At 63.3% G+C, this 25,920-nt stretch carries 18 protein-coding genes and 1 pseudogene; 11 read left to right on the plus strand and 8 right to left on the minus strand.

Annotated features, from left to right (window positions below; all coding sequences use genetic code 11):
• Positions 1 to 6: 6 nt before the first annotated feature.
• From ACP159_RS17780 to ACP159_RS17800, 5 genes are all read right to left on the minus strand, one after another.
• Positions 7 to 993: an ABC transporter permease gene (locus ACP159_RS17780; protein ID WP_425101047.1), complete on the minus strand. Its 987-nt coding sequence runs from the start codon at positions 991 to 993 to the stop codon at positions 7 to 9.
• Positions 990 to 1,970, minus strand: coding sequence for an ABC transporter permease (locus ACP159_RS17785; RefSeq protein ID WP_425101048.1), 981 nt, complete (start codon positions 1,968 to 1,970; stop codon positions 990 to 992). Before ACP159_RS17785 ends, ACP159_RS17780 begins: the two co-directional genes overlap by 4 nt.
• On the minus strand, positions 1,967 to 3,496 hold the full coding sequence (locus ACP159_RS17790; protein WP_425101049.1) for a sugar ABC transporter ATP-binding protein: 1,530 nt from the start codon (positions 3,494 to 3,496) through the stop codon (positions 1,967 to 1,969). Before ACP159_RS17790 ends, ACP159_RS17785 begins: the two co-directional genes overlap by 4 nt.
• Positions 3,497 to 3,569: 73 nt before the next feature.
• Positions 3,570 to 4,685, minus strand: a complete 1,116-nt coding sequence (locus ACP159_RS17795; protein WP_425101050.1) for a sugar ABC transporter substrate-binding protein — start codon at positions 4,683 to 4,685, stop codon at positions 3,570 to 3,572.
• A 342-nt stretch (positions 4,686 to 5,027) separates the two neighbouring features.
• On the minus strand, positions 5,028 to 5,723 hold the full coding sequence (locus ACP159_RS17800; protein WP_425101051.1) for a GntR family transcriptional regulator: 696 nt from the start codon (positions 5,721 to 5,723) through the stop codon (positions 5,028 to 5,030).
• 66 nt (positions 5,724 to 5,789) lie between these two features.
• Here ACP159_RS17800 and ACP159_RS17805 point away from each other — a divergent pair, with 66 nt between their 5' ends.
• The 5 genes from ACP159_RS17805 to ACP159_RS17825 all read left to right on the plus strand — a co-directional run bounded on the left by ACP159_RS17805 (position 5,790) and on the right by ACP159_RS17825 (position 11,287).
• Complete coding sequence (locus tag ACP159_RS17805; protein ID WP_425101052.1) at positions 5,790 to 6,953, plus strand: mandelate racemase/muconate lactonizing enzyme family protein; 1,164 nt, start codon at positions 5,790 to 5,792, stop codon at positions 6,951 to 6,953.
• A gap of 158 nt (positions 6,954 to 7,111) precedes the next feature.
• Entirely contained in the window at positions 7,112 to 8,383 is a 1,272-nt protein-coding gene (locus ACP159_RS17810) for an ABC transporter substrate-binding protein (RefSeq protein WP_425101053.1), read from the plus strand.
• 91 nt (positions 8,384 to 8,474) lie between these two features.
• Positions 8,475 to 9,392, plus strand: a complete 918-nt coding sequence (locus ACP159_RS17815; protein ID WP_425101055.1) for a carbohydrate ABC transporter permease — start codon at positions 8,475 to 8,477, stop codon at positions 9,390 to 9,392.
• Entirely contained in the window at positions 9,389 to 10,192 is an 804-nt protein-coding gene (locus ACP159_RS17820; protein WP_425101056.1) for a carbohydrate ABC transporter permease, read from the plus strand. Before ACP159_RS17815 ends, ACP159_RS17820 begins: the two co-directional genes overlap by 4 nt.
• A gap of 12 nt (positions 10,193 to 10,204) precedes the next feature.
• Positions 10,205 to 11,287 (plus strand): ABC transporter ATP-binding protein, encoded by a 1,083-nt coding sequence (locus ACP159_RS17825; protein ID WP_425101057.1) that lies wholly within the window; start codon positions 10,205 to 10,207, stop codon positions 11,285 to 11,287.
• Positions 11,288 to 11,350: 63 nt separating this feature from the next.
• Here ACP159_RS17825 and ACP159_RS17830 read toward each other — a convergent pair whose 3' ends face one another.
• The 3 genes from ACP159_RS17830 to ACP159_RS17840 all read right to left on the minus strand — a co-directional run bounded on the left by ACP159_RS17830 (position 11,351) and on the right by ACP159_RS17840 (position 15,158).
• Entirely contained in the window at positions 11,351 to 12,454 is a 1,104-nt protein-coding gene (locus ACP159_RS17830) for a dimethylsulfoniopropionate demethylase (RefSeq protein ID WP_425101058.1), read from the minus strand.
• 109 nt (positions 12,455 to 12,563) lie between these two features.
• Positions 12,564 to 13,373 (minus strand): methylthioacryloyl-CoA hydratase, encoded by an 810-nt coding sequence (dmdD, locus tag ACP159_RS17835; RefSeq protein ID WP_425101059.1) that lies wholly within the window; start codon positions 13,371 to 13,373, stop codon positions 12,564 to 12,566.
• 21 nt (positions 13,374 to 13,394) lie between these two features.
• Complete coding sequence (locus ACP159_RS17840; RefSeq protein ID WP_425101060.1) at positions 13,395 to 15,158, minus strand: acyl-CoA dehydrogenase; 1,764 nt, start codon at positions 15,156 to 15,158, stop codon at positions 13,395 to 13,397.
• Positions 15,159 to 15,269: 111 nt separating this feature from the next.
• Between ACP159_RS17840 and ACP159_RS17845 the strand changes: the two genes are divergently transcribed.
• The 6 genes and pseudogenes from ACP159_RS17845 (at position 15,270) to ACP159_RS17870 (ending at position 25,850) form a co-directional block, all read left to right on the plus strand.
• Positions 15,270 to 16,283 (plus strand): AraC family transcriptional regulator ligand-binding domain-containing protein, encoded by a 1,014-nt coding sequence (locus ACP159_RS17845; protein ID WP_425101061.1) that lies wholly within the window; start codon positions 15,270 to 15,272, stop codon positions 16,281 to 16,283.
• Between the two features lie 206 nt (positions 16,284 to 16,489).
• Positions 16,490 to 17,383 carry a LysR family transcriptional regulator gene (locus ACP159_RS17850; RefSeq protein ID WP_425101062.1) on the plus strand — a complete coding sequence of 298 codons (894 nt, stop codon included), beginning with the start codon at positions 16,490 to 16,492 and terminating at the stop codon, positions 17,381 to 17,383.
• Positions 17,384 to 17,639: 256 nt separating this feature from the next.
• Positions 17,640 to 22,100, plus strand: coding sequence for a Hint domain-containing protein (locus tag ACP159_RS17855; RefSeq protein WP_425101063.1), 4,461 nt, complete (start codon positions 17,640 to 17,642; stop codon positions 22,098 to 22,100).
• Positions 22,101 to 22,341: 241 nt separating this feature from the next.
• A pseudogene (locus ACP159_RS17860) lies at positions 22,342 to 23,451 on the plus strand (NAD(P)/FAD-dependent oxidoreductase); the annotation flags it as partial.
• A 336-nt stretch (positions 23,452 to 23,787) separates the two neighbouring features.
• The gene (locus ACP159_RS17865; protein ID WP_425101162.1) at positions 23,788 to 25,188 is read left to right on the plus strand and encodes a selenium-binding protein SBP56-related protein; all 1,401 of its coding nucleotides are present in this window, start codon (positions 23,788 to 23,790) and stop codon (positions 25,186 to 25,188) included.
• A complete protein-coding gene (locus tag ACP159_RS17870; RefSeq protein ID WP_425101064.1) occupies positions 25,188 to 25,850 on the plus strand; it encodes a hypothetical protein in 663 nt (220 codons plus the stop codon). Before ACP159_RS17865 ends, ACP159_RS17870 begins: the two co-directional genes overlap by 1 nt.
• Positions 25,851 to 25,920 lie beyond the last annotated feature (70 nt).

Consider the following 25,920-nt stretch of genomic DNA (forward strand, 5'->3'; position numbering starts at 1 on the left):
GGGCAGTCATGCAGATTTTCTGTCCCTGCCGTACAAGAGCAACATGCCGAGAATGACGAGGCCATAGGTCATCTGCCGCCCGGCCTCCGGCATCTGCATGACCGAGAGGATCGATTGCAGTAGCGTGATCAGGATCACGCCGGCAACGGTACCGATATAAGACCCCTTGCCGCCGAGGATGGACGTCCCCCCAAGGACCACCGCCGCAATGGAGGGGAGCAGGTAGGTATCGCCCATCGCCTGCGCCGCCTTGGAAGCATAGCCCGCCAGCAACGTGCCCGCCAGGGCCGAGAGTGCCCCCGCCAGGACGAAGGTGAACAGGACCACGCGCCGGGTGGATACCCCTGATAGATAGGCCGCGCTCTCACGGTTGCCGATGGCGTAGATGAAACGGCCATAGGCGGTGCGCGTCAGCAGGAAAACAAGGGCCACCCCGACCAGCGCCCAGACCAGGATGGCGTTGGGCAATCCGGGAACGAGAAAGCCGGTGGCCAGCCATCGCATCGAAGCCGGCGCCGCATCCTGAGGGGAAAAGCCACCGGAGTAGATGACCATCAGCCCCTGTGCGACTACGTTGGTCGACAAGGTGACGATCATCGCCGGTATCCGCAGATAGGCGACACCGATTCCGTTGATCAGCCCGAACCCGGCGCCAACCAGCACGCCGGCGGGCACCGCCAGCGCCGCACCGACCGGGCCAAACCCCGCCGCCGCGCAGCCCATCATCGCACCGGCCGTCAGCACCCAGGGGATCGACAGGTCGATATGCCCCAACAGGATCACAAGCATCACGCCGGACGCCGCTATCCCGAGGAATGCGCCCACCTTGAGCTGTTGCACGATATAGGCCGGCGACAGAAAGTTCGGCGCAAAGAAAGACCCCAGCAGCAGGATCAGGAGGATGCAAAAGAACGAGGTGGCAATGGCGGGATCTATCCGCTGCATCCACACCGGCAGTTTTTGCCGCGCCGTATGACCGGACGGATTGCTCATTCGAACCACTCCAATCTGTTCTGGACGCGCAGCAGAGCAACGGCGCCGATTGAGATCGCCGTCATCAGGAAGAGGCCCTGCAACAACGGCTGCCAGAGCGGGTCGACGTCGAAGACAAACAGCATGTCGCCGATGGTGCGCGCGGTGAAGGCACCGAACACGGCTCCGATCAGGCTGCCGCGACCTCCGAAGAGCGAGACCCCACCGAGCACAACCGCGGCTATCGACCAGAGCGTATAGCCATCCCCCGAGGCATAGGCCGCCTCGCCGGTATAGGTGTAGAAGGTCAGGAACAGCCCACCGACCCCGCCAAACAACCCGGCCAGCGTATAGGCGACAAACTTGGATTTGCGCACATTCACGCCGGACATGAAGGCCGCCGGCTCGGACGATCCCGCCGCGAACGCCCCCAGCCCCACCGCTGATCTCCGATACGGCACCCAGACCACCAGTATGACGACGCCCAGCAGTAACAGGCTGGTCGGGACCGCACCCCAGATGCGGCCCGTCATTGCATCGGCGAGGGCCTCGTTGACCTCGCCGCCCGGGAACGGACGCAGCATCAAGGCGATGCCGAAGAACACGGCCCCTGTTGCAATCGTCGTGATGATCGGCTGCAACCGTCCATAGATCACGATCGCACCGTTCAGCGCCCCGCAGGCCATGCCGACGGCAAGCGTTCCGGCGATGCCCAATCCGGTTTGCAGCGGTGTTCCGACCACGATGTAGGACGCAACGCAGTTCGTCAGGACAAGCACCATGCCGACGGACAGATCAATCCCCGCCGTGGTCACGACCATCGCCTGGGCACAAACGACAAAAGCCAGCAAAACGCCCTTGTTCGCGGCTGTCTGCACCACGTTCGCGGACAAACCGACCGGGTGATTGCCGACATAGATGCCGAACATCAGGACGAACAACGCCATCGCCGCAAGCGTGCCCCGGTTCTCCGCAATCAGGTAACGCCATTCCCTCATGCGTGTGCCTCCGCCTTGACATCCATGTTCAACGCGCTGGCGATCAGGGCATGTTCCGTCAGGCCGTCACCCGACAACTCGCGGCGCACCTGGCCGTCGTAAAGCACCAGCACCCTGTCGCAGCAGCCAATCAACTCGTCATAATCCGTCGAATAAAACAGGATCGCGGCCCCCTCCGCTGCAAGCCTGCGAAGCAGGGCGTAGATTTCCTGCTTCGTGCCGACGTCGATCCCCCGCGTCGGATCGTTCAGGAAGATGATCCTCGGATGGCGCATCAGCCATTTTGCGATGACGACCTTTTGCTGGTTTCCCCCAGACAACGCGGCCACCGGCACGTCCAGATTGGCCGCCTTGATCGACAGCAGATCGACCATCTCACCGATCCGCGCGGTTTCCGCGTTACGGTCGACCACACCGAATTTCGACAAAAGGTCGAGCGAGGCGAAAGACAGGTTCTGCCGGACCGTCATCGGCAACATCAGCCCCTCTGTATTGCGATCCTCCGGGATCAACGCCATGCCGATGCCGTCGGCCCGTGCGTCACCGGGGCCGGACAGGTCGATCCTGCGGCCCTCGACCAGAATGTCCCCGCCAACCCCACGCAATACGCCGAACAGGGCCAGCAGCAATTCGCGCTGCCCTTGTCCGTCGAGCCCGCCAAGACCCACCACTTCCCCGGGACGCACCGCCAGGGAAATCCCGCGCAGTCGCCCGGCCCAGGTCAGATCGCGGATTTCCAGCAACGGTTTCGTACCTTCCGGCACGCCGGGCCGCGGCGGAAAGGCATGGGTCAGATCGCGACCGATCATCAGTTCGACGACTTCTGAATCGCTTTTGCTGCCCTGGTCGTAACTGGCGACATTGCGCCCGTTGCGGAAGATCGTGCACCGATCCGCCAGTTCCGCGATTTCGTGCATCCGGTGGGAAATGTACAAAAGCGCGATGCCTTCATCACGCAGCCGCTTCACCACCTCGTAAATTCGCGTCACATCCGACGCCGTCAGCGCCGATGTCGCCTCGTCAAGGATCAGGATATGGGGCCTTTGGGCCAGTGCCTTCGCGATCTCCACCATTTGCCGCCGGGACAACGGCAGGTCGCGCACCAGCGCACGCGGATGGATATCCGGCGCCCCTGCCCGCATCAGTGCATCCTCGGCAATGCGGCGCTGCGCGGCGCGGTCGATCAGCCCGAAACGACGTGGCGGATTGTTGATGACGATGTTGTCCGCAACGCTCAATTCAGGTATCAGCGACAGCTCCTGGAAGACGCAATAGATACCGGCGGCGTTGGCGGCTGCGGGCGACGCGAAGCGCTGTTCCTCGCCACCAAGAAGGATCTGACCGGCGTCCGGCTGCACCGCACCGGCCAGTGTCTTGATCAGCGTCGATTTCCCGGCGCCGTTTTCACCCAGAATTGCATGGATGGACCCAGCCGACAGATCCAGCGAAGCCTCATCGAGCGCCGTGACACCGCCATAGCGCTTGGAAATGCCCCGCATCGACAGCAGCGGGCGGATATCCGTCATGAAATTCCCTCCGGGTCGCAACAGTGTCACGGCGCGGGTCTGCCGATCCGCGCCGTGTGCCGTTGGCATGACCTTATTGGTTGTCCTTGGTCTGCCCCATGATCTCCTGCGCCGAGAAGTTGATGCCGCAGGTGGGGAAAGAATTGCCGACGAAGAAATTGTCGGATTCATCCGGGAAGTAGTCCACACCTTCCGCCATGTCGGGATCGGCGGCCACTGCAAGGGGCAACTTGACGGATTGCGGCACGACCTGACCTTCCAGCGCAGCGATTGCGACCTTCATCGCCACGGCGACCTGCGCCGGACCCGTACCGGCGGAGACGCAGTCCAGATCATCATCGGCGGCGCAGAACTTGCGGAAACCGTTTTCCGTTTCGCCGCCGAACGGCACCATTGGATGACCGGCATCCATCATCGCCTGCACGATCCCGGTGTCACCCCCCTGCCCGGCAATGCCGTCAAACGGACCGGAAGCGGCAATGGCGTCCGCCGTCGCCTTCTGGGCAACGCCATCGTCCCATTTTCCGACAACTTCGATCACCTCGAATGCCTTGCCCGAAGCCGCCAGCGTATCGCGCAGTCCGTTGTGGCGGTCGGTGTCAACCGATGTCCCCGCCACCCCGCGCACTTCCAGCAGCTTGCCACCGTCGGGCAACCTGTCGATCAGCCAGTCCGCCCAAAGCTGTCCGAGGCCGGTCTGATCGACGTTCACGTTGATCGCATCGGTGGTGTCTAGGATGTTGTCGAAAGCCACCAGAACGACGCCCTCCCGTTTCGCCCGCTTGATGACAGCGCCGAAGGCGGTCGGGTTCTGCGCGTTCACCACGATGGCATCATATCCCGCATCAATGAAATTGTTGATCGCCGCAATCTGCGCCGGGACATCTTCACCCGTGGACACGACCTTGAACTCCGCCAGTTTCGCGGCAACCTCGGGCTGCGCCGCGTAAGCCTTCGCAGTCTGGATCATCTGGATGCGCCAGGTGTTGGCGATGTAGCCATTGGCGAGCGCAATCCGGTAGGGTCCGTCCTTCTTCGGGAACTTGAAGAACGCGGTGTCGTCACCCCAGGGCGCGAAGCAGTCGGGTTCCGCAGCTGGACCCGACACGATTTCCGGTTCCGCCTGGAGGGTGTGCGCCGCAAGGATCGCGCCACACAACGCCAGGCCGGCGATTGCTCTTTTTTTCATTCCAGTATCCTCCCAATGTTGTCCTGATACCCCGATCTACACGATCAGAATCACCATATTGATTGATTAATGATATGTTTGCGATCCTCTCTTGAAATATCAACAACTAACTACCTCGTCAGATCAACACCTTAGCTCTACATTCCCGTCAATGGAGCCGTGTTCTCTGCTGTAGCGGCAAGGATGGAGCGGGCAGACCATCGCGAACCCGCGCAAGACCATGCCACTTGATCCGCAACCGGAGATGGACAAACGCCACCCGGCGCCGCCAATCAGGGCGAGCGGGCGGACCCGGCTGACAGGGTCAATATCAGGTTTGAATGGCCGGTCCTTGCGCCCCGCTCAGAACCGCTGGAACAACCCCAGGCCACGCTGGAGCGCGAAGGTAAGGTGGGCCTGCATTTCCTCACCGGCCTTTTCCGGATTGCGCGCCTTGAAGGCCGCGATCACCTTCAGGTGCTCCAAAACCGATTCCCGCGCCAACGGCGGGGTAACCTTACGGTTGATCCGCACAAGACGCACATTGTTGTGCAGCCGCATGTAAGCGCTTTCGATCAAATGATTTTCCAGACTGAGGATGACCGTGTGATGCAGGAGCGTTTCGAGATCCTCGAGTTCGCCGCGCACTGTCTCGCTCAATCCCTCCGCATCCAGACGCTCGATGGCGGACAGGTGCCGGCGCTCCATCTCGTCCAGTTCGGCATCATCGGCGGTTTGCGCGTAGACCGCCGCTGCAGCCCGTTCCAGTATGGCGCGATACTGATACGTTGCACGGGTCAACTCCAGACCGGGCTTGACGAACTGGATGCCTGACCGGGGGTGGATCGTCACGATCCCTTCCACTTCGAGCAGTTTCAACGCATCGCGCAGCGGGGCGACGGGGACTCGCACCAGCTTGACCAACTCATTTTGCGACAGGAACGCGCCGGCCGGTATCCGCCTCTCGAACAGACACTCCAGAATACGCGCGTACGCGCGGTCTCCGAGCTTCTCGGCGGGTTTGGCACCCTTCTCCTGCTTGGTCTTGCGTCCTGCCACTTGCTTTACCCCCGATTCTGAAATATCTATCGTGTAATCTGATAAATCAGAGACACGAGAAAAAACATGCGCATCGCAGATTACCGCATCACCCGCTTTCAGTTTGCTCGCGATCGGGTCATTGGCGATAGCCAGGTGCGTATCGACACAGTCAACCTGTCCACGGTTGAACTCATTGACGAGAGAGGTCAAGTCGGACTCGGCTTCGTACAGGGCCTGTTCCACCCGCATCCCGACCAGGCCGAAATACAGCGGGTTTTCGAGGAGGAAGTCTGGCCCGATCTGGACGGCCAGGTGCCGGTCGCGCTTGCCCATCGGGTGCGCAGACCGCGCGGCGGCAATCAAAGGGCCCCGGGGTTTCCTTTCGAAGAGGCAATCCAGGTTGCGCTCTGGGACCTGGCGGCCAAGCAGGCGGGCCTGCCGCTCCACCGCTTTCTCGGCAGCAGCCGTGACCGGGTTCCGGTCTATGCATCGGGCTTGGATTTCCACTTGGATGACGCGGCATTCATGGAGTTCTTCGGCATTGCCGCGGATGCGGGTTACCGTGCCTTCAAGATCAAGGTCGGTCACCCCGACTTCGAGCGGGACCTGTCGCGGATAGACTTGCTGAAGCGCGTGACACCCCGGAATTCCCTGATGATGATCGACGCAAACGAGGCTTGGAGCGCCAAGGAAGCCTCTGTCAAGATTGGGAAAATTCGTGATCTGGGACACGACATCCTCTGGGTCGAGGACCCGATCCTGCGCCATGATTTCGAGGGCTTGAAAATGCTTCGGTCCGCGACTCCCTGGACCATGATCAACTCCGGCGAATATCTGGACATCGCGGGCAAACACGCGCTGCTACGCGCCGGGGCGACCGATATGCTGAACGTCCACGGCCCCGTGACCGACGTCATGAGGCTCGGGTGGCTGGCTGCCGAAATCGGAACGCCCGTCACGCTGGGAAACACCGTGCTGGAGTTTGGCGTGCATGTCGCCTGCGCCCTCCCGGAAGTCGATTGGCTGGAGTACTCCTTCCAGAATTTCGAGCATCTGGTCGAAGAACCCATGCGGATCGAGAATGGCTGGATCTTTGCCCCGGACAGACCCGGCCACGGGCTGGTCCTCTCCGAGGAGGCGCGTCGCGACTGGATGCGCCCCGATGTGCTGCACCGGGCAGACCTGGGCGAAGCACCGCCACATTCCAGGGGCCGGGCAGCGGCGCCGAAGGCACGGGAGCGGGTCTGACCGGCGGCGCATAAAGCGCGGCAGGATTAATAATCTTGTGATTTATTAGCTAATATGACTAATAATTCAGAACTACGGGCAGAGCATTGGAAAAGCGGCCCCATGTCAGGGGAACCGCGATGCAGGTGACGCTGACAATGACCCTTGGGAGAACCAACATGGATCGTCGAACTTTTCTTGCAACCACGGCCTCTACCGGCGCGGCAATGCTCCTGCCTGCGGGCTCGGCGCGAGCGGACCTGCCGCAACGATATGCCGGCACCACACTGAAGGTGATGCTCGGTGCCGGCGGCGGCTCCTGGGAGGCGTACCGCCAGTCGTCGGAGGAATTCGCCGCAAAGACCGGGATCCGTTTCGACTACACGTTCCTGCCCGACACCAACGCCTATACCAAGACCGTGCTGGATGTGACGACCGGGACGAATGCGTTCGACGGCTATGTCTACACCTATCCCTGGAAGGGTGAGCTTGCGACCTATTTCGCGGATCTGGAAGCTATCGTACCAACCATCGAAGGTGCGCCGCAGCTCGATCTCGATGACTACCCTGGCGATGTCATCGACGCTTACGGCCGGGTCGACGGCAAACTGATCGGCCTGCCGATCCTTGGCGACGCCACAATGATGGTCTGGAACCGGGCACAATATGAGAAGGCCGGACTCGACCCAGCGGCCGCCCCGGCAACCTGGGAAGAAATCGTCACGAACGGCAAGGCCCTGGAGGCCGCCGGGTTGAATGGCTTCGGCCTGCCCGGCGGCAAGGGCTGGCAGGTGTCGATCATGTGGATCATCCTGTTCTTCAAATACGGCGGCAATTATTTCGGCCCGAATTACGCCCCTCAGTTCAACTCGGACGCCGGGCGCAAGGCCGCGAACTTCCTTGTCGACCAGCTCCAGCCAATGGCCCCCGCCGGAAACCTGACCTGGGATTTCCCGGAGATGCTCGACGGTCTGATGACTGGGGTATCCGGGCAAGGCATGATTTGGCCCGGCGGATTTGGCGCCATGCTCGATCCCGCGAAATCCGCCGAGGCTGCAAACCTGTCGTTCCAACCGACGCCCGAGGCCTCCCTGTTGGGCGGCTGGGCGGTGGGCGTGAACGACGCGTCGCGTAACCGCGAGGCGGCGGTTCTGTGGGCCACGTATCTTGCCTCCCGCGAAGTGCAGAAGTCCGCCCCCGCGCCGGCCCGCATTTCGGTGTTGAGCGATCCTGCGCTGATCGAAAGCAGACCGCACTTCCCGGCGACTCTCGAGGCGCTGAGCGGAAAGCTGGCGCTGTTTCCGAACGTCCCGCAATCCAGCCAGATCGTCACCTACATGTACGAAGAGCTGAATGCGGCCCTCGGGGGTGAAAAATCCGCGGACGCGGCAATGGACGACCTGCAAGCCTCGGTCGAGGACTTCGTCGCCTCTCTCGATATTCGCCAGTAGTGCCGCAAATGCGTCTATTCTTGCAACACCACCTGCCGCGACGCGCCTGCCGCGTCGTGGCACCGTTTCGATAACTGACACGGATGCGGATGTGAAACGCAAGCGCAACAAGACGGATGGCAGCGCCGCAATCCTGTTTGTCATCCCAGCGGCCATCGCAGCGTTCCTCGTCCTGATCGTGCCGCTGGCCATGTCCGCCTACTACAGCCTGACCGGCTGGCGCATCCTGATGCCGCGGACAAGGACGAAAATCGTCTGGTTCGACAACTACGTCGAAATTCTGACCGACCCTGCCTTCTGGTCGTCCATCAAGGTAACGCTGATCTACACGGTTGCCGGGGTGAGTCTTGAATCGGTTGTCGGACTGGGCCTTGCGTTGTTGTTCCGCCAACACTTCTTCGGGCGCAACGCGATGCGCACCCTGATGATCCTGCCGATGGTCATCACACCCGCCGTTGTCGGCATGTTCTGGAAATTGCTCTACGATCCGAACTACGGCGTCTACAACTACACGCTGACGTCCATCGGCCTGCCTGACGTGCCCTGGCTGGAAAGGAACTGGGCCCTGTTTTCGGTGATCCTGATGGATGTCTGGGAATCGGCCCCGTTCTTCATGCTCGTCCTGCTTGCGGGTCTGCAATCCGAAGACAAGGAGGCGGTCGAGGCCGCGCGGATCGATGGTGCGCGAAGCTGGCAGATCGTCTATTACCTGACGCTGCCCCACCTGTTGCCCTACCTCGCCATCGCAGCCGCGTTCCGGGCAATCTGGTCTCTGTCGGAGTTCGACAAGGTCTACATGCTCACCCTCGGAGGACCGGGCGACGCGACCACCACCATGAGCCTCTATGCCTACAAGGTGGGCTTCATCTCCTTCGACATCGGCAAGATCTCCGCGGTCTCCTGGATCATTGCGGTCCTGACCTTGATCGTCACCGCGCCTTTGATCGGCTACCTGCTGCGTGGGCGCAACGCACGAAATGCCCGCAGCCAGACGGAGACGGAGCAATGAGGAAAGCCCTGCTCCCGGTCGCTGTCGCCGTACTGGTCCTCGTATATCTCTTTCCCTACACATGGATGGTCCTGTCCGCGTTCCGCTCGCCTGCGGATACGCTTTCGCTGCCTCCAAAGCTCTTGTCCGACATCAGCTTCAACGGGTTCGTCAACGTGTTCCGGCAGGCGGCATTCGGTCTTTATTTGCTCAACAGCCTGTTCATCACTCTGTGTTCGGTCGCGATCACAATGCTGGTGGCAACTCCGGCGGCCTATGCCCTGGCCCGCGCCAGCAGGAGCAACGCCGCTTTCCTGCTGATCGTTCTGATTGCACGGATGATCCCGGCCATCGCGCTCGTCGTGCCGATCTACATAATCGGCAATCTTACCCGGCAGCTGGACACCTACCAGATCATGATCGTGGTAACCGTCGCGTTCAACCTGCCCTTCGCGATCTGGCTGACCCGGGGCTTCTTCATGGATCTGCCGCCCAGCCTGCTGGAGGCGGCCCGAATCGACGGCGCGACCGAGTGGCAGGTCCTGACGAGGATCGCCGCGCCGCTGGCCCGGGGCGGGATCTTCGCCACTTCGGTCTTTGTATTCGTCGGGGCATGGAACGAGTTCCTCTTTGCCCTGATCCTGACCAGCGGCAGAACCACCACCGCGACCGTCGCGCTGCTCAGCTTTCGGACATCGCAGGGGATCGAATGGGACACCATCAGCGCGGGCGCCTTCATGGTCTCTCTGCCGGTCATCATTTTTGCCTTCCTCATGCAGCGTTACCTGGTCGAAGGGCTGACCATGGGCGCGGTCAAGTAACGGAGACACGTCATGGCGGATGTCCAATTGCGCGGACTCGGCAAGAGTTTCGGGGCGCTGCAGGTCATCAGGGGGATTGACCTCGACATTGCGCACGGCGAGCTTGTCGTCTTTGTCGGCCCGTCAGGCTGCGGGAAGTCGACGCTGCTTCGGATGATCGCGGGGCTGGAGGCCATCACACAAGGGACATTGCTCATCGGCGGAGATGTCTGCAACGGCCTCGAACCCCGTGACCGGGGGATTGCCATGGTGTTCCAGTCCTATGCGCTCTACCCGCACATGTCGGTCTACGACAATGTCGGCTTCTCGCTGAAGCTCGCCCGGGTGCCTCAGGCCGAGCGAGATGCAAAGATCCGCGAGGTCGCGCAGATCCTCCACATGGAGCATCTGCTGGACCGCAGGCCCGCACAATTGTCTGGCGGTCAACGCCAGCGGGTCGCCATCGGCCGCGCCATCGTGCGTCATCCCAAGGTTTTCCTGTTCGACGAACCGCTCTCGAACCTCGATGCCTCGCTGCGCGTCGAGATGCGGATGGAGATCGCCCGCCTGCACAACGAGCTGGGGGCAACGATGATCTATGTCACGCACGACCAAGTCGAAGCGATGACGCTGGCGGACAGGATCGTCGTGATGAACCAGGGGTCCGTGCAGCAGGTCGGCACGCCACTCGATCTCTACCGGAAACCCGCAAACATGTTCGTTGCCGGGTTTATCGGCTCTCCACGGATGAACTTCATTCAGGCTGAAATCACGGTCGGCGCCACCGGACAGGTCTTCCTATCCTCGCAGGATCTGCTGCCCACGCCCATCAAGGCTTCTGCGGGCGAATTGGCGCGCAAGGTCGTGCTCGGAATCCGGCCGCAACAGCTGCATACGAACCCGACCGGAGCGCCGGTCCTGTCCACCACGGTCGACCTGATCGAACGACTTGGCGACAGGACCATCGTCAATCTTCGCCTGCAAAGCGGCCAAAAGCTCCTCGCAGAGCTGGACGGCGGGGCCAGCATCGCGCTTGGCCAACGTCTGGACGTGCACTTCGATCCCGAGCAGACAAACCTGTTCGACATCGAGGGCACAAGGATCTGGCCACGGTGACGCCCCCGGATCGCACTGGCCTGAGGATCGGGGAGAGATCCGCCCCCGATCCGGCTCTCGGTCTCAGTTCCAGAACGTTTCCCTGACAGTGGCCTTGCGCGGCCCATCCGGTGCCTGCACGGTCAGCTCGGTCCCGTCGTCCCAATGGGTCATGCGGACCATGCCGATCGCCACGTTCGTGTCGAAGTCCGGCGACCAGGCGGCGGACGACACCCGGCCAACAGCCTTCGGTCCGGCCATCAACGGCCACCAGCGGTCGCAGCCGGGCACCGGCCCACCGTCGATGGCAATGGCACGGATCTGCTTGACCGGACCTTCCTTGGCGACCCGCAGCAGCGCGTCCCGCCCGATGCAGCCGATCGCCGTCTGCGTATTGCAGAACTTGCCCAGGCCGCATTCGTGCGGTGTGTTGTCGTCGGTCATGTCGTTGCCATAGGACAGCAGGCCGCCTTCGATCCGCTCGATCAGGTTGGGGCATCCGGCGTGCACGTCCATGGATTTGCCGGCTTCCATCAGGGCGTTCCAGAGCGGCATGCCCAGATGTTCACCCTCGACGTAGATCTCGAACCCGCCCTGCTTGGAGTAGCCGGACCGCGCCACAACCATGTCATGCCCCTGGAAGTCCAGATGCGCGAAGCGGAAGAAGCGGATGTCTCGCACCGCGTCGCCAAACACCGCCGCCATCAGGTCGTCGGCCCGAGGGCCCTGCACGGCGAGAGGCGACACGTCGGGTTCGTCCACCAGCACATCGAGGCGATAGCCGTAGGCCAGCCCCTTGATCCAGTAGAGCAGGTCGCTGTCCGCGATGGAAATCCACCAGCGGTCCTCGGCCAGCTTGACCGCGACGGGATCGTTGAGCATGCCGCCGGTCTCGTCGACGATGGGGACGTAGTAGCACTGACCGGGCAGCATCCCGCGCAAATCGCGCGGCGTCAGAAGTTGCGCAAGGCGTCCGGCGTCGGGGCCGCGCAGCTCGACCTGCCGCTCGCAAGCCACGTCCCAGACCTGCACCGCCTGCTTCAGATGGTGGTAATCTTCCTGAACCGAACGGAACACCGTCGGCAGGAGCATGTGGTTGTAGACCGTGTAGGCCTTGACGCCGGCGGCCTCGTTGCCTTCGGAGAAGGCGGTGCGGCGCAGCCGGCGCGACGGGGAGATCAGTGCCATTCCAGTGTACTCCGGAGTCTTGGCAAGCTTGCGAAGAATAGGCTTCGCAATCGCGCCAGTGGGTGTTGTGAGGATGGTTTCGAAGGGGGCGGTCGTTGCCTTGGCCAGATCAGCTGTTGGGCCGAACGCGGGCGGCGGTCTTGTTGGCGAAGGCCTCCAGCCGCTCGCGCGCCGCCGGTTGCGTGTTGACGATGCCGCCGACGAAAGCCTCGGCATAGGCAGCGTCCATGCCCGACATGTTGTTCATGTGGCTCACGGCGGAACAGATCGCGAAGTTCGTCAGCGGCAGGTTCTGCGCGACCTTCTCCGCCAGTTCCATCGCCTTGGCAAAGCTGCCCCCCGGTTCGGTGATGTACTGCGCCAGACCCAGATCGACGGCTTCCTGTCCCTGATAGACGCGGCCCGTCAGGATCATGTCGATCATGCGGTACTTGCCAATCATGTCCGAAACCCGGATCGTCGCGCCGCCGCCGGTGAAGATCCCGCGCTGGCCCTCGGGCAGGGCGAAATAGGTGCCGGGGTCGATCACCCGGACATGCGCGGCGCTGGCCAGTTCCAGACCACCGCCGACCACCGCGCCCTTGAGCGCGGCGATGATCGGCACACCGCCATACTCCATCTTGTTGAAGGCCTCGTGCCAACGCAGGCACACATGCATGAAGTCATCGGGGCTGCGGTCGGCTTTCCAATGTTCGACCAGATCGAGACCGGCGCAGAAGTGATCGCCCGCCCCTTCGAGCAGCACAGCCTTGACGCCCGCCATCCGCGCACCGCTGAAGAAGCGGATCAACTCCTCGATGGTGAGAACATCCAGCGCGTTGCGTTTGTCGGGGCGGTTCAGTGTCACGACAAACAGGCCGTTTTCCCGCTCGGACAGGACGAGGCGTTCGTAGGTATCGGGGTTGGTGACGTCATTCATGGCTCGGGTCCTTTCGCGGGATCATTCGGGGAAGGCAGCGTCCAGCAGGCTGTTCGCACCGTGCAGGATACGGGTCTGCTCGGTCAGGCACTCTGGCAGGATGTGCTGGGCGTAGAAGAGCGCGGTGGCGATCTTTTGTGTCAGGAAGGGGCTGTCTTGCCCGGCGTCCAGCGCTGCTTGTGCCGCCAGAGCGCCTTGCGCCAGCTTCCAGCCCGCCGCAAGCGTGCCCGCCAGCATCAGGAACGGGACAGAGCCCGCAAACGCCGCGTCGATATTCGTCTTGCTGGTCTCCAGCAGCCAGTCGAGCGCCGCCTCGAAGCCGCCACGGGCCCCGGCGAGGCTCTGGCCGATGGCCCGCGCGGTGGCATCGCCGCCCGCCAGTGTCGCCTCGGTTTCCGCAATCCGGGCGGCAAAGCCGCGGGCGGCTGCCCCGCCGTCGCGCATCACCTTGCGCCCCAGAAGGTCGTTCGCCTGAATGGCGGTCGTGCCCTCGTAGATTGGCAGGATGCGGGCGTCGCGATAATGCTGCGCCGCGCCGGTTTCCTCGATGAAGCCCATGCCGCCATGGACCTGCACCCCCAGAGAGGCGACCTCGACCGCGCGTTCGGTACAAAAGCCTTTGACCAGCGGCACCATGAATTCGGCCAGTGCGCCAGCTCCGGCATCATCCTGATGATGCGCGATATCGAGCAACCCCGCCGTCGCCGCCGCCATCGCCCGCCCGCCCTCGGTCAGGCTGCGCATCCGCATCAGCATCCGGCGCACATCCGGGTGCTGAATGATCGGCACCGCGTCCTTGACGCTGCCATTCACCGGACGGCTTTGCACACGGTCCTTCGCATAAGCCAGCGCCCGCTGGTAAGCGCGGTCCGCCGTCGCGATCCCCTGTACCCCCACCGCGAACCGCGCAGCGTTCATCATGACGAACATGTATTCCAGCCCGGAATTTTCCTGACCGATCAGGAAGCCGGTGGCGTCGTCGTAGTTCAGCACCGCCGTCGGGCTGGCGCGGACGCCCAGCTTGTGCTCGATGCTGACGCACTGGACCGCGTTCGCAGCCCCAAGGGTGCCATCCGGGTTCACCAGTTTTTGCGGCACGATGAACAGGCTCAGCCCCTTCGGCCCGGACGGCGCATCCGGCGTGCGGGCCAGCACGAGGTGAACGATGTTCTCGGTCAGATCGTGAGCGCCAAAGGTGATGAAGATCTTCGTGCCGGTGAGGCCATAGCTGCCATCGCCGCGCCGCACCGCCTTGGTCACCACCCTGCCCAGATCGCTGCCCGCCTGCGGTTCGGTCAGGTTCATCGTGCCGGACCAGCGCCCGGCGATCAGCGGTTCCAGATAGATCGCTTTCTGCTCGTCCGAGCCAGTCAGCAGCAGCGCCTCGATCGCCCCGTCGGTCAGGAGCGGGCAGAGGCCAAAGCTCATGTCGGCAGCATTCAGCATCTCGACCGCCGCCGCGCCGACGACACGCGGCAATCCCGTGCCGCCATGGTCCACCGGGTGCGTCAGCGCCTGCCAGCCCATCTCGACGAACCGGGCATAGGCTTGGGCATGGCCCTCGGGCAGGGTGACGCGGCCCTTGTCGAACGTCGCACCCTGCCTGTCTCCGACACGGGACAAGGGCGCGATCTGCTCGGCGCAGAACCTTGCAAAGCCGTCCAGAGCGGCAGCCATGTCAGCCAGGTCGGTTCCGTCATGCACCTCCAGCGCGGACACTCTGTCCCAGTGCGACAGATGTTCGATACAGAACATCAGATCCTGAACGGGTGGCTGATAGGACATATACGACTTCCAGTCGGCAGTTATGGTTTCCCGTCATGTATCCGCTCGATTGCTTGCCAATAATCTCATCATTTGCCAAACTCCTATCCGATTGCGCCAAACGAGCCTGCGATGAACAACCATGATCCGATCTCCCTGACGACCGTTTCGGCGGGGTTCGTGCAGGACTGGCTCGATGCCCTGTCGTCGCGGTGCACGCCGGACACGATGGCGTCCCTGCTGGAGCGTGCGGGCCTGCAAACCGGCCCGATGGCCGCCACCCGGCGCGTGACACTCGAGGAGATCGCAAGGCTTTACCAGCTTGCCGCCCCGGAGACGGGCGATGAGATGATGGGCCTCTGGAGCCGCCCGATCCGTCCCCGCGCCCTGCAGCATCTCGTTACCGTACAGCGAGAAGCGAGCAGTCTCGTTTCAGCACTCTATCGGTTCTCGACATTCTGGAACCTGCTCCTGGACGATTTTCGGCTGGAACTGCGCAACGGTCATCAGGACGTCGCGCTCACATTGATCCCATGCTCTCCTGACATCCAACCACAGCGATTTGGGCACATGCTGATCCTCAAACTGGCGCACGGGCTCCTGTCCTGGCTCGGTGGCGAAGAGACCGCGGTAAAGGCGGTGCACTTTGCCTTCGCGCGCCCGGAGTTTGCCGCGGATTACGCCGTTGTCTTTCCCTGCCCCGTCGAATTCGACGCGCGTCACACCAGCATCCTGTTCGATCCCCGTCTGTTCAACCGTCCGATCACCCGCAGTTCCGACGAAGCGTCCATCTTCCTCGAACGCGCCCCGATCGACTGGATCTTCACCAGCTCGCGGGCCCATACCAACAGCCTGCGCGTCCGCGCCTTTCTGTACGGTGCGACCTGGCAGAGCTGCCAGCTGCCCGACGCGGCCCGCGCCCTGAAGATGACACCCCGCACGCTGAACCGCCGCCTTCGGGAGGAAGGGACATCCTTTCAGGACATCAAGGATGCCCTGCGCCGAGACATCGCCATCCGTGCGTTGCAGCACGGCACGGACAGCATCGAACAGATCGCCTTCGATACCGGCTTTTCCGCTCCGGCGAACTTCCACCGCGCCTTCCGAAAATGGACCAGCCGGACGCCCGGATCTTACAGACTGTGATGTCGGGAACACGACACGGTCGTGTCGCATGCTGCAACACAGACCCCTACAGGTGAGAAGCCATTGCGCCATTGCATGGGCTGTCGTTTCTCCGCCCTGCGAAAGGCTACCTTTCACGCGTGAAAGGAGTGTCGAGGCTTGGCCATATTCAGCATTAAAGCGATAGTGAGGAGTGAATTTCCTCATCTTGTTCTCAATGGATGCTCATGGATATCGTCGACGAACTCAGGGCCTTCGTGGCCACCGCCAGAACCGGCTCGTTTACAGCGGGAGCGCAGCAGCTCGGCGTGTCAAACAGGCTGGTCTCGAAATACGTCGCAGAACTGGAAGCGCGACTGGGCACACGCCTGTTCCAGCGGACGACGAGGAAGGTCGGCCTGACACCGGCTGGCGAGGACCTTCTCGCCCGGGCGCCGGCGGTTCTCGACGAACTCGACGATCTTCTGAGCAACCTGTCGGAGGGGTCCCGCAGCCTCGGCGGAATCATCCGGGTCTCTGCCCCGGTGACGTTCGGCGAGATCTACGTTGCCGGTATGCTCGCCCGGTTCGGACGTGCGCACCCGGACCTGACCTTCGATCTGAGACTGGATGACCGTTTCATCGACCTGGCGGGCGACGGCATCGATCTGGCGTTCCGTCTGGGTACATCGGACACGCGGTCCATGAAGACCCGCAAACTCGGCTCTTTCCGGAACTGCCTCGTGGCGCATCCCGACTACCTGGCGGCGCATGGCGTGCCGCAGTCTCCCGCCGATCTTCCGCAACACGCCTGTATCGTCGACATGAACAGACGCCAGCCGACCCGCTGGACGTTCACAAAGGACGGGACGGAGTTCGTGGCCCAGGTGCGTGGCCGGTTTCATGTCAACTCTGCGCGGGCCGCCAATGAATTCGCCGCCAGCGGTATGGGGATCGCATACACGCCGAGGTTCGCCATCGCCGATCTGCTCGAAACCGGCCAACTCGTTGCATTGCTGCCGGATTTCGAAATGGATGGCGGTCCTGTCAGCGCGGTCTATCTCGAAGGCCGCGCCTTGCCCCGAAAAATTCGGGCGCTGATAGACTTCGCGGTCGAAGACATGCAGGCCGTGGTGCACTGACCCAGACGGGCTTGGGAACCTGGCGCACCTCAAGGCATCCATCTGTGACCAATCGGCATGGGCCGCCACCCCGGAGTCCGGCCCATTGGTTCGAAACCGCGGCCGCTGCGGTGTAGCCCCCCTTCGCGTAGCACCGCCGCTGTCTGCAATAATCCGGACAATTGAAATGAGTTTTCACCGCAGCGGCCAAGGAATGCCGAAATTTTGGTGATCTGTTCCTGTCAAGACTGGTGCAGGAGACAAGACCCAGAACGCCATGGCAACCTACGTCCTTACCACTGCTAATTGGAACTCTTTCGCATTCTGGTCGGGGATCAGCAGCAGTGGCACGCATACGCTGGACTTCTCCTCGCTGCCGTCCACCTGGCGGGTGACGATCGACGCCGAGGTTGGCAAGATCGGCATCTGGAACGGCTCGAGCTGGTTCAACGTGGGCGAGTTGGGGGACTTCGGCGTCAACCTGACGCTGCCTTTCGGTGCCAGCATCTCGCAATTCCACAACACCATCGGCAACGCGGGCAACGACTACATCGAAGGGACGCTTTCAAACGACAGTTTCATCGGCAACGCGGGCAACGACACGCTGTCCGGCGACGCCGGGCTCGATACGATCAGTGGTGGTCTGGGAAACGATACGCTCGTCGGCGGCCAGGCTGCGGACAGTCTCATCGGGGGTGACGGGAACGATCAGCTCTGGGGCGACAACATGTGGTTTAGCCCGTCGGACATCGCGTCGGGCATCGGCATCCTGCCGACCACGCTGACGGTCACCAACGCGGCGGACGGGCCGATCGACCTGTACAAGGTCAACCTGTTCGGCAACCTTGTCTATGACCGCACACTCGCGGCGGGCCAAACCGTCAATATCGGCACGTTCACGGAAACGAACTGGGTCATCACGGATCCGTCCTTCTATTACCAGCAGGTCATTTACGGCGGGTTGGGGCAGACGATCACCTTCGGCGGAACAAGCCTTGGGGATACGCTTGACGGTGGTGTCGGCGACGACACGATCTATGGCGAGTATGGCAACGACAATATTCTCGGAGGGACCGGAAACGATGTCCTCTACGGCGGATATGGCAGTGACACCATCGCGGGGGGCACCGGAAATGACCAGATGTTCGGCAACGACGATGCCGACCGTTTTGTCATTGCCGACGGGTTCGGCATCGACACGATCACGGGGGGCGAAGGCCTTGTGCTCGGCATCGACGACGACCGGATCGACTTCTCCGGTCTGACGTCGGCGGTTTCCGTCACCTATTCCGGCACCGAAGCGGCGCTGGCGGTGAATGGCGGCAACTCGCTGATCTTCACGCAGGTCGAGGGTCTGATCCTGACGGCCTACGACGATTTCGTCGACGCCAATGCCGGGACCTTCCAGCTTGCCGACCTCTACATCGACGCCGGCGCGGGCAACGACAGCATCGCGGGCAGCATGGCCGATGCCTTCAGCGACACCATCCTCGGCGGGGACGGCAACGACACCATTCGCGGCTGGTCAGGCGACGACAGCCTGCTCGGCGGGACCGGCAACGACCTGCTGGAAGGCGACGCGGGCGCCGATTATGTCGACGGCGGGACCGGAGACGACACCCTGACGAGCTGGAACGGTGCCGCGACACTGGTCGGCGGCGATGGTTCGGACCAGTTCTATGTCTTCGACGGGACGACAACCCTCGGCGGCGGGGCATCCTTCGACAGCGTGACCGTGACCGGCGGCGAGGGCGGCACGGACAACGATCTGCTGTCGCTGGAATTCTTCGGCGCCGGGGCCAGCGTCACCTTTGGCGGCGACGAGGCCGGCACGGTGACGACGGGACCCGAGGCCCTGACGTTCACAGGGATCGAAGCGCTGAACCTGACCGATCACGCGGATACCCTCGACGCATCGGCGGACAACAGCGGGATCTACGCCGACGGCAAGGCTGGTGATGACACGCTCCGGGGCGGCACCGGCAATGACAGCCTTCTCGGGGGTGCCGATGCCGACACTTTCATCGTAACAACCGGATTCGGCGCCGATACCATCGTTGGCGGCGAAGACGGAACGGATCGCGACCGGATCGACTTTTCCGGGCTGAGCGTCGGGATCACGGCGCTCTACTCGGGCGACGAGGCGGGTACGGTTTCGGACGGGACACATACGCTCGGCTTCTCCGAATTGGAGGAGATGACCCTTACGGCACAGGGCGATTACGTCGATGCAACGGTTAGCGGAGCCGCCAAGAGCATCGACATGGGCGCGGGCAACGATACCTTCTTCGGCGGTACGGGCGGCGACACCATCGCGGGCGGCGATGGCAACGATTACATCGACGGCGGCGCCGGCGACGATTTCCTGACCACGGGCCTCGGGCAGGACACGCTGGTCGGTGGCACCGGTAACGACACGCTGATGAACTCGGCGGGTGATGACCTGCTGATCGGCGGCGACGGCGACGACTCCATCGTTGCCACGCAGGGGTACGACACGCTCGACGGCGGCGCAGGGAACGATACGCTCGACGGTGGCTCGGAAGACGACCTGCTGATCGGCGGCACCGGCAATGACTCGATGCTGGGCGGCGACGATGCCGATACCTTCCTCATCGAGGACGACTTCGGAGCGGATACGATCATCGGCGGCGAGGGCGTCACCTCGACCTCCGACAACGATCTGGTCGATTTCAGCGCCGTGACCGGCGGCGTTACCGTGACCTATTCCGGAACGGAGGCGGGCAGCGCCACGGACGGCACGGACACGCTCGGCTTCACCGAGATCGAGCGGCTGGTGCTCACCGATCAGGCGGATTCAGTGGATGGCACAGCCGATGGCGCCGGCCTGGAGATCGACGCCCTGGGCGGAAACGATACGATTGTCGGTGGCTCGGCCGGCGACAGCATCGACGGCGGATCGGGCAATGACTCCTTCGAGGGGCGCGGTGGCAACGACACCATCATCGGCGGCGACGGCGATGACTTCATCGACGACGAGGTCGGCTTTCTGGACGGGTCCGGCAACGACTTCTTCGATGGCGGGGCCGGAAACGACACCATCTACGGCGGCAATGACAACGACACCCTGATCGGTGGCAGCGGCAACGACCTGATTGCCGGCGAGGAGGGCGACGACAACCTGTCCGGCGGTCTCGGCGATGACACGCTGTGGGGGGACGAAGGCAACGACACGATCACCGGCGATGCCGGGAACGATCGGATCATCGGCTGGATCGGCGCAGATAGCCTGTCCGGCGGCGACGCTGCCGACGTGTTCGTCATTCAAAGCGGGTTCGGCAATGATACGATTGTCGGCGGCGAAACCTCCATAACCGGGATCGACAGCGACACCATCGACCTGACCGCCAATGGCGTTGCGGTGACCGTCGATTATGACGGCAGCGAGTTCGGCACCGTGACCGATGGCGCGGACACGATCTCCTTCAGCGAGATCGAACGCTTCCTGCTGACCGATTACAACGACTTCCTGACCGCGGGCGCGGATGGGGCCGGCGTCTATGCGGAGGGCGGTCTTGGCAACGACACGCTTTGGGGCGGCACCGGGGCGGATACCTTCATCGGCGGCGATGGTGCGGACAACATCTATGGCGACGCAGGCAACGATTCCATCAGCGGCGGCATCGGCAACGACGATCTCGGCGGGGACGCGGGCAATGACACCGTGTCCGGCGGCGATGGCAACGACTGGGTCGAGGGAGCCAACGGCGACGACGTTTTGTACGGCGACGCCGGGCAGGACACGCTGCGCGGCGGGAGCGGGCAAGATACGCTGACCGGCGGCACCGGCAATGACCTCCTGACCGGGGGGACGGGCAACGACACCTTTGTCTACACGCCCGGCGACGGCGCCGACACGATCACCGATTTCAACACCGGCAACACCGGCACATTGTCCGACGGGGACAGCACCAACAACGATTTCATCGACCTGAGTGCCTATTACGACGACATCTGGGAGTTGCAGGCGGACCAGGCCGACGACGGGATCCTGAACCAGTCGAACACCACGACCCAGACCGGCAAAACCGTCGATTATTCCGACAACACGCAGTTTGCGCCGGGCGACAGCCTCACTTTCACGGGGGCCACTGCGGATGCGAATTTCTATACGGTCGAGAACACCGGCGTGGTCTGTTTCACCAAGGGCACGCTGATCCGGACACCGCGCGGCGAGGTCCCGATCGAGCGGTTGCGTGTGGGCGACCTCGTGGTGACACGAGACAACGGCCCGCAGCCGCTGATCTGGACCGGACGACGCCATGTCGGACGCGGCAAACTGATCCGCATGCCCAAACTGCTCCCTGTGCGCATCGCGCCGGGACTGGTGGGGGCGTCGAGACCACTGCTGGTCTCGCCGCAGCATGGCATGGTGCTACGGGTAGACGGGGAGGAACGGCTGGTGCGGGCGACACATCTTGCGCGGATGGCTGGCGGCCAGGCGCGGGTTGCGCGGGGTTGCCGCGGCGTGACCTACATGCACCTGATGTTCGAGACGCACCAGATCGTCTTTGCCAACGGTGCGGCATCCGAAAGTTTCTATCCCGGCCCGCAGGCAATGGCCGCGTTGGATACCGCGTCACGGGGCGCGGTCCTCGACCTGTTTCCGGACTTGCGGGAACACGGCGCAGCGCAGTCATTCGGTGCAACCGCGCGGGACGTCGTACCAGCTTCGGACCTGGCGGAGAGACTTTGCGCCCTCAAGACGGCGTTATGAGACCATTGGACACGCCCGAGCCGCAGCCGGCCCGAGGATGCGCCACGTTGCGAGCCTGCGAAGAAGCTCCTTGTCGCGCATGACATCCGGCTGACCCGCGATGTCGCCGAACGAGGGATTGGTCTTGAACGGGGATGGATTGCGGCGCGTGACTGTGCTGAGGTCGTCCCGACGCGACGGTCCGCCCCCGCAGGCCGGGGTTTCCACGGCGTGCCCAATACCCTGTCAAAACGGAGCCGCCATGGCCTTCCAATCCATCTGGGCTGCAACGGCCCCCGCCGCGCCGACCTTTGCACAGCTGCGCGAGAACCTTCGCTGCGATGTGCTCGTGATCGGTGGCGGCTTTCAGGGTCTGTCAGCTGCCCTGCATCTCGCGGAGGCCGGCACGGATGTGGTTCTGCTCGAAGCCCAGGCGCCGGGTTTTGGCGCATCCGGCCGCAATGGCGGGCAGGTCATCCCGGGGTTGAAAGACGATCCCGACACGCTCGACCGGCTCTGGGGGCCAGAGGCCACTGCCTTTGCTGGGAGCACCGCGGATACACTCTTTGCGCTGGTGGCGCGGCTCGGGATCGACTGTGACGCGGTGCGGAGCGGCTGGATTCAGGCAGGCAATCGCCATGTGCACCTGCCCACCCTTCAGGCCCGCATGCTCCAGTGGCAGACGCGCGGCGTTGACGCCGAATGGCTGGACGCCGCCGCAATGGAACGGGTGACGGGCGCGCGCGGCTTTCTCGGCGGTTGGCGCGATCCCCGTGCCGGACGTGTCCACCCGTTGAAACTGGCGCACGGGCTGGCGCGGGCCGCGGCGGCCGCGGGCGTGCGCATTTTCTGCCAGAGCCCCGTGACCGCGCTCCATCCAAACGGCACGAGCTGGCAGGCGCAGTTGGAACCGGGCACGCAGGTCACGGCAGAGCGGGTGATCCTGGCCAGCAATGTCTACACACCTGCTACCCTCGATCCGAGGCTCTCACGCGCCACGGTTCCTGCCAACAGCTTCCAGATTGCCACCGCGCCGCTGAGCGACGCGCAGCGGGGACGCATCCTGCCGGGGGGCGAGGTGGTCTCCGAAGTGCGCCGGGTTGGCACGTATTTTCGCATCGGTCCCGAAAATCGGCTGATGCTGGGCGGGCGCGGCAGTTTTGCCGATCCGCAGGGTCCCGAGGCCTTCGCCCGGATCGAATCCGAGCTGGCATCGCTGTTCGGACCGGGGTTCCGGATCGTACACCGCTGGTTCGGGCGGGTTGGCATGACGCCTGACCATCGCGTCCGGCTCTGTGCGCCCGCGCCCGGCGTGCTGGCCGCCACCGGCTTCAACGGACGCGGCGTCGCGCTGTCGGTATCCCTCGGCAAGGCCATTGCGGCTTATCTGGCGGAGGGCACCCCGCTTCCCATTCCGCCGGTCGCGACCATCCCCACCCTGCCCTTGCATGCCCTGCACCGAGTCTACGGCACCCTTGCCGTACAGTATTACAGGCTGCGTGACGCGCTCGATCGGTATCGATCCGGGTCAGGTCCGGGGCAGCGGACACCGGCACATCGCAACGCGGGAATTCGCCGTGGCCCTCACCACGCGCACCAAAAAATTTGGTGCGACTCTGCAATCTATGGCAGAGTGCCCCTGTTTTCGGCGGACACACATAACGACCAGAATTCCAAAAAAGCAAAAGTTTCACAGGGAGGAGAGACCATGAACCTGAGACCGGACCCGACGTTCCACGCAACCCCGAAGCTGGCGATGGAGGCACCGGCCGAAACGCTGGCCTTCACGCTGATGCTGTCGCCGGATGGCAGCCAGCCCGACGGCGTCGCGGTGGTCGATGTGGACCCAAAGTCGAAGACCTACGGCGAGATCGTCCATCAGGTCATCATGCCCAACACGGGCGACGAGTTTCACCACTTCGGCTGGAACGCCTGTTCGTCGTCGCTCTCGCCACTGTCGGGCCATGCCTTCCTTGAACGCCGTTACCTGATCATTCCCGGCATCCGATCCTCGCGCATCTACATCATCGACGTGAAGGAGCCGCTCAAGGCCAGGATCCACAAGATCATCGAGCCCGAAGAGGTGTTTGCGAAAACCGGCTATTCGCGCCCCCACACCATCCACTGCGGCCCGGAGGGCATTTATGTCTCGACACTCGGCGGCGGTGGCGCGGATGGCACCGACGGACCTCCGGGTATCTTCATCATGGATTGCGAGACATTCGAGGTGCTTGGCCGCTACGAAATGGACCGGGGCGCGCAGGACAAACATTACGACTTCTGGTGGAACCTGCCGCGTGACTACATGGTCAGCAGCGAATGGGGCCTGCCGCCGCAATTCGAGAACGGCATCGTGGCCGAGGACCTTCTGTCCAACAAATACGGCCACAAGATCCACTTCTGGAAGCTGCGCGAGCGCAAGAACGTCCAGACCATCGACCTTGGGGCGAACCACCAGATGGCACTGGAAATCCGCCCCGCGCATGATCCCTCTAGGGATTACGGCTTCTGCGGCGTGGTGGTCGACACAACCAACCTGCAAGGCGCGATCTTCACCTGGTGGCAGAAGGACGACGGCACCTTCGAGGCGAAGAAGACGCTGACCATAGACCCGCGCCCCGAAGACCCGGCGAACCTGCCGCCGCTGCTCCAAGGCTTCGGCGCGGTGCCGCCGCTGGTGACGGACATCGACCTGAGCCTCGACGACAAATACCTTTACGTCGCCTGCTGGGGGCTGGGCGAGATGCACCAATACGACGTCACCGACCCGATGAATCCGAAGCTGGCCGGCAAGGTCGAGATCGGCGGCATCGCACGCGGCACGCCGCACCCGAACGGCCAGCCCTTCGCGTACGGCCCGCAGATGGTAGAGATCAGCCGTGACGGCAAGCGCGTCTACTGGACCAACTCGCTCTACTCGACATGGGACGACCAGTTTTATCCCGACGATGAAGGCGGGCAGATGGTCATGGCGCATGTGGGCGAAAACGGCGGGCTGACGCTGGCCGAGGACTTCTACCTGTCCTTCCCGAAGGGCTATCGCAGCCACCAGATCCGGCTCGAAGGCGGGGACTGCTCGACCGACAGTTTCTGCTACCCCTCCGCCTGATGGAGCCCGCAACGACCGCAACGGCCCTCTGGGGGGCCGTTGTGCTGTCGGGTCTCTACCACGGCGTGAACCCCGGCATGGGCTGGCCGCTGGCCGTCTCCGCCGCCCTGATGGACCGGAAAAGCCGCAGTCTCTGGCGAGCGCTGGGGGCGCTGGCCGCCGGGCATCTTCTGGCGATGGCGGCGATCCTGTTTCCCTTCGGCGCGCTGCTGTTCCTCGCGGATTGGCAAACCCACATTCAGATCGTCGCCGCCTGTCTGGTGATCGCCGTCGGCGTCTATCTGCTGTTCAACCGCCGTCACCCGCGGTTCCTCGCCCGGGTGCCACCCTCCCGGCTCGCGCTGTGGTCCTTCCTTGCGGCCATGGCGCATGGGGCCGGGCTGATGCTCGTGCCGATTTACCTCGGGATCTGCCGCACCGTCGAGACGGACACCGGCCATGCCGCCGCGGCCGACCTGATGTCGAGCAATGCGGGGATCGCCGCCCTCGTCGCACTCGTCCACACCGCAGCCATGACGTTCGCGGGCAGCGCCTTCGCCGTCGCCGTCTATCGGTGGCTCGGGCTGAAGGCCCTCTCCCGAAGCTGGTTCAACCTCGATGTGGTCTGGGCGCTGAGCCTTGTCGTCGTGGGCAGCGTGTCGCTCTTGACACTCCACGGATAAACCATGCGTACGCTCGAGCAATTTGCGGGCAGAAACGGCAAGTCCCCTCGCGATCCAACCGATACGACGC

It is taken from the genome of Tropicibacter sp. S64, from assembly GCF_049803835.1.
GTDB lineage: Bacteria > Pseudomonadota > Alphaproteobacteria > Rhodobacterales > Rhodobacteraceae > Pacificoceanicola.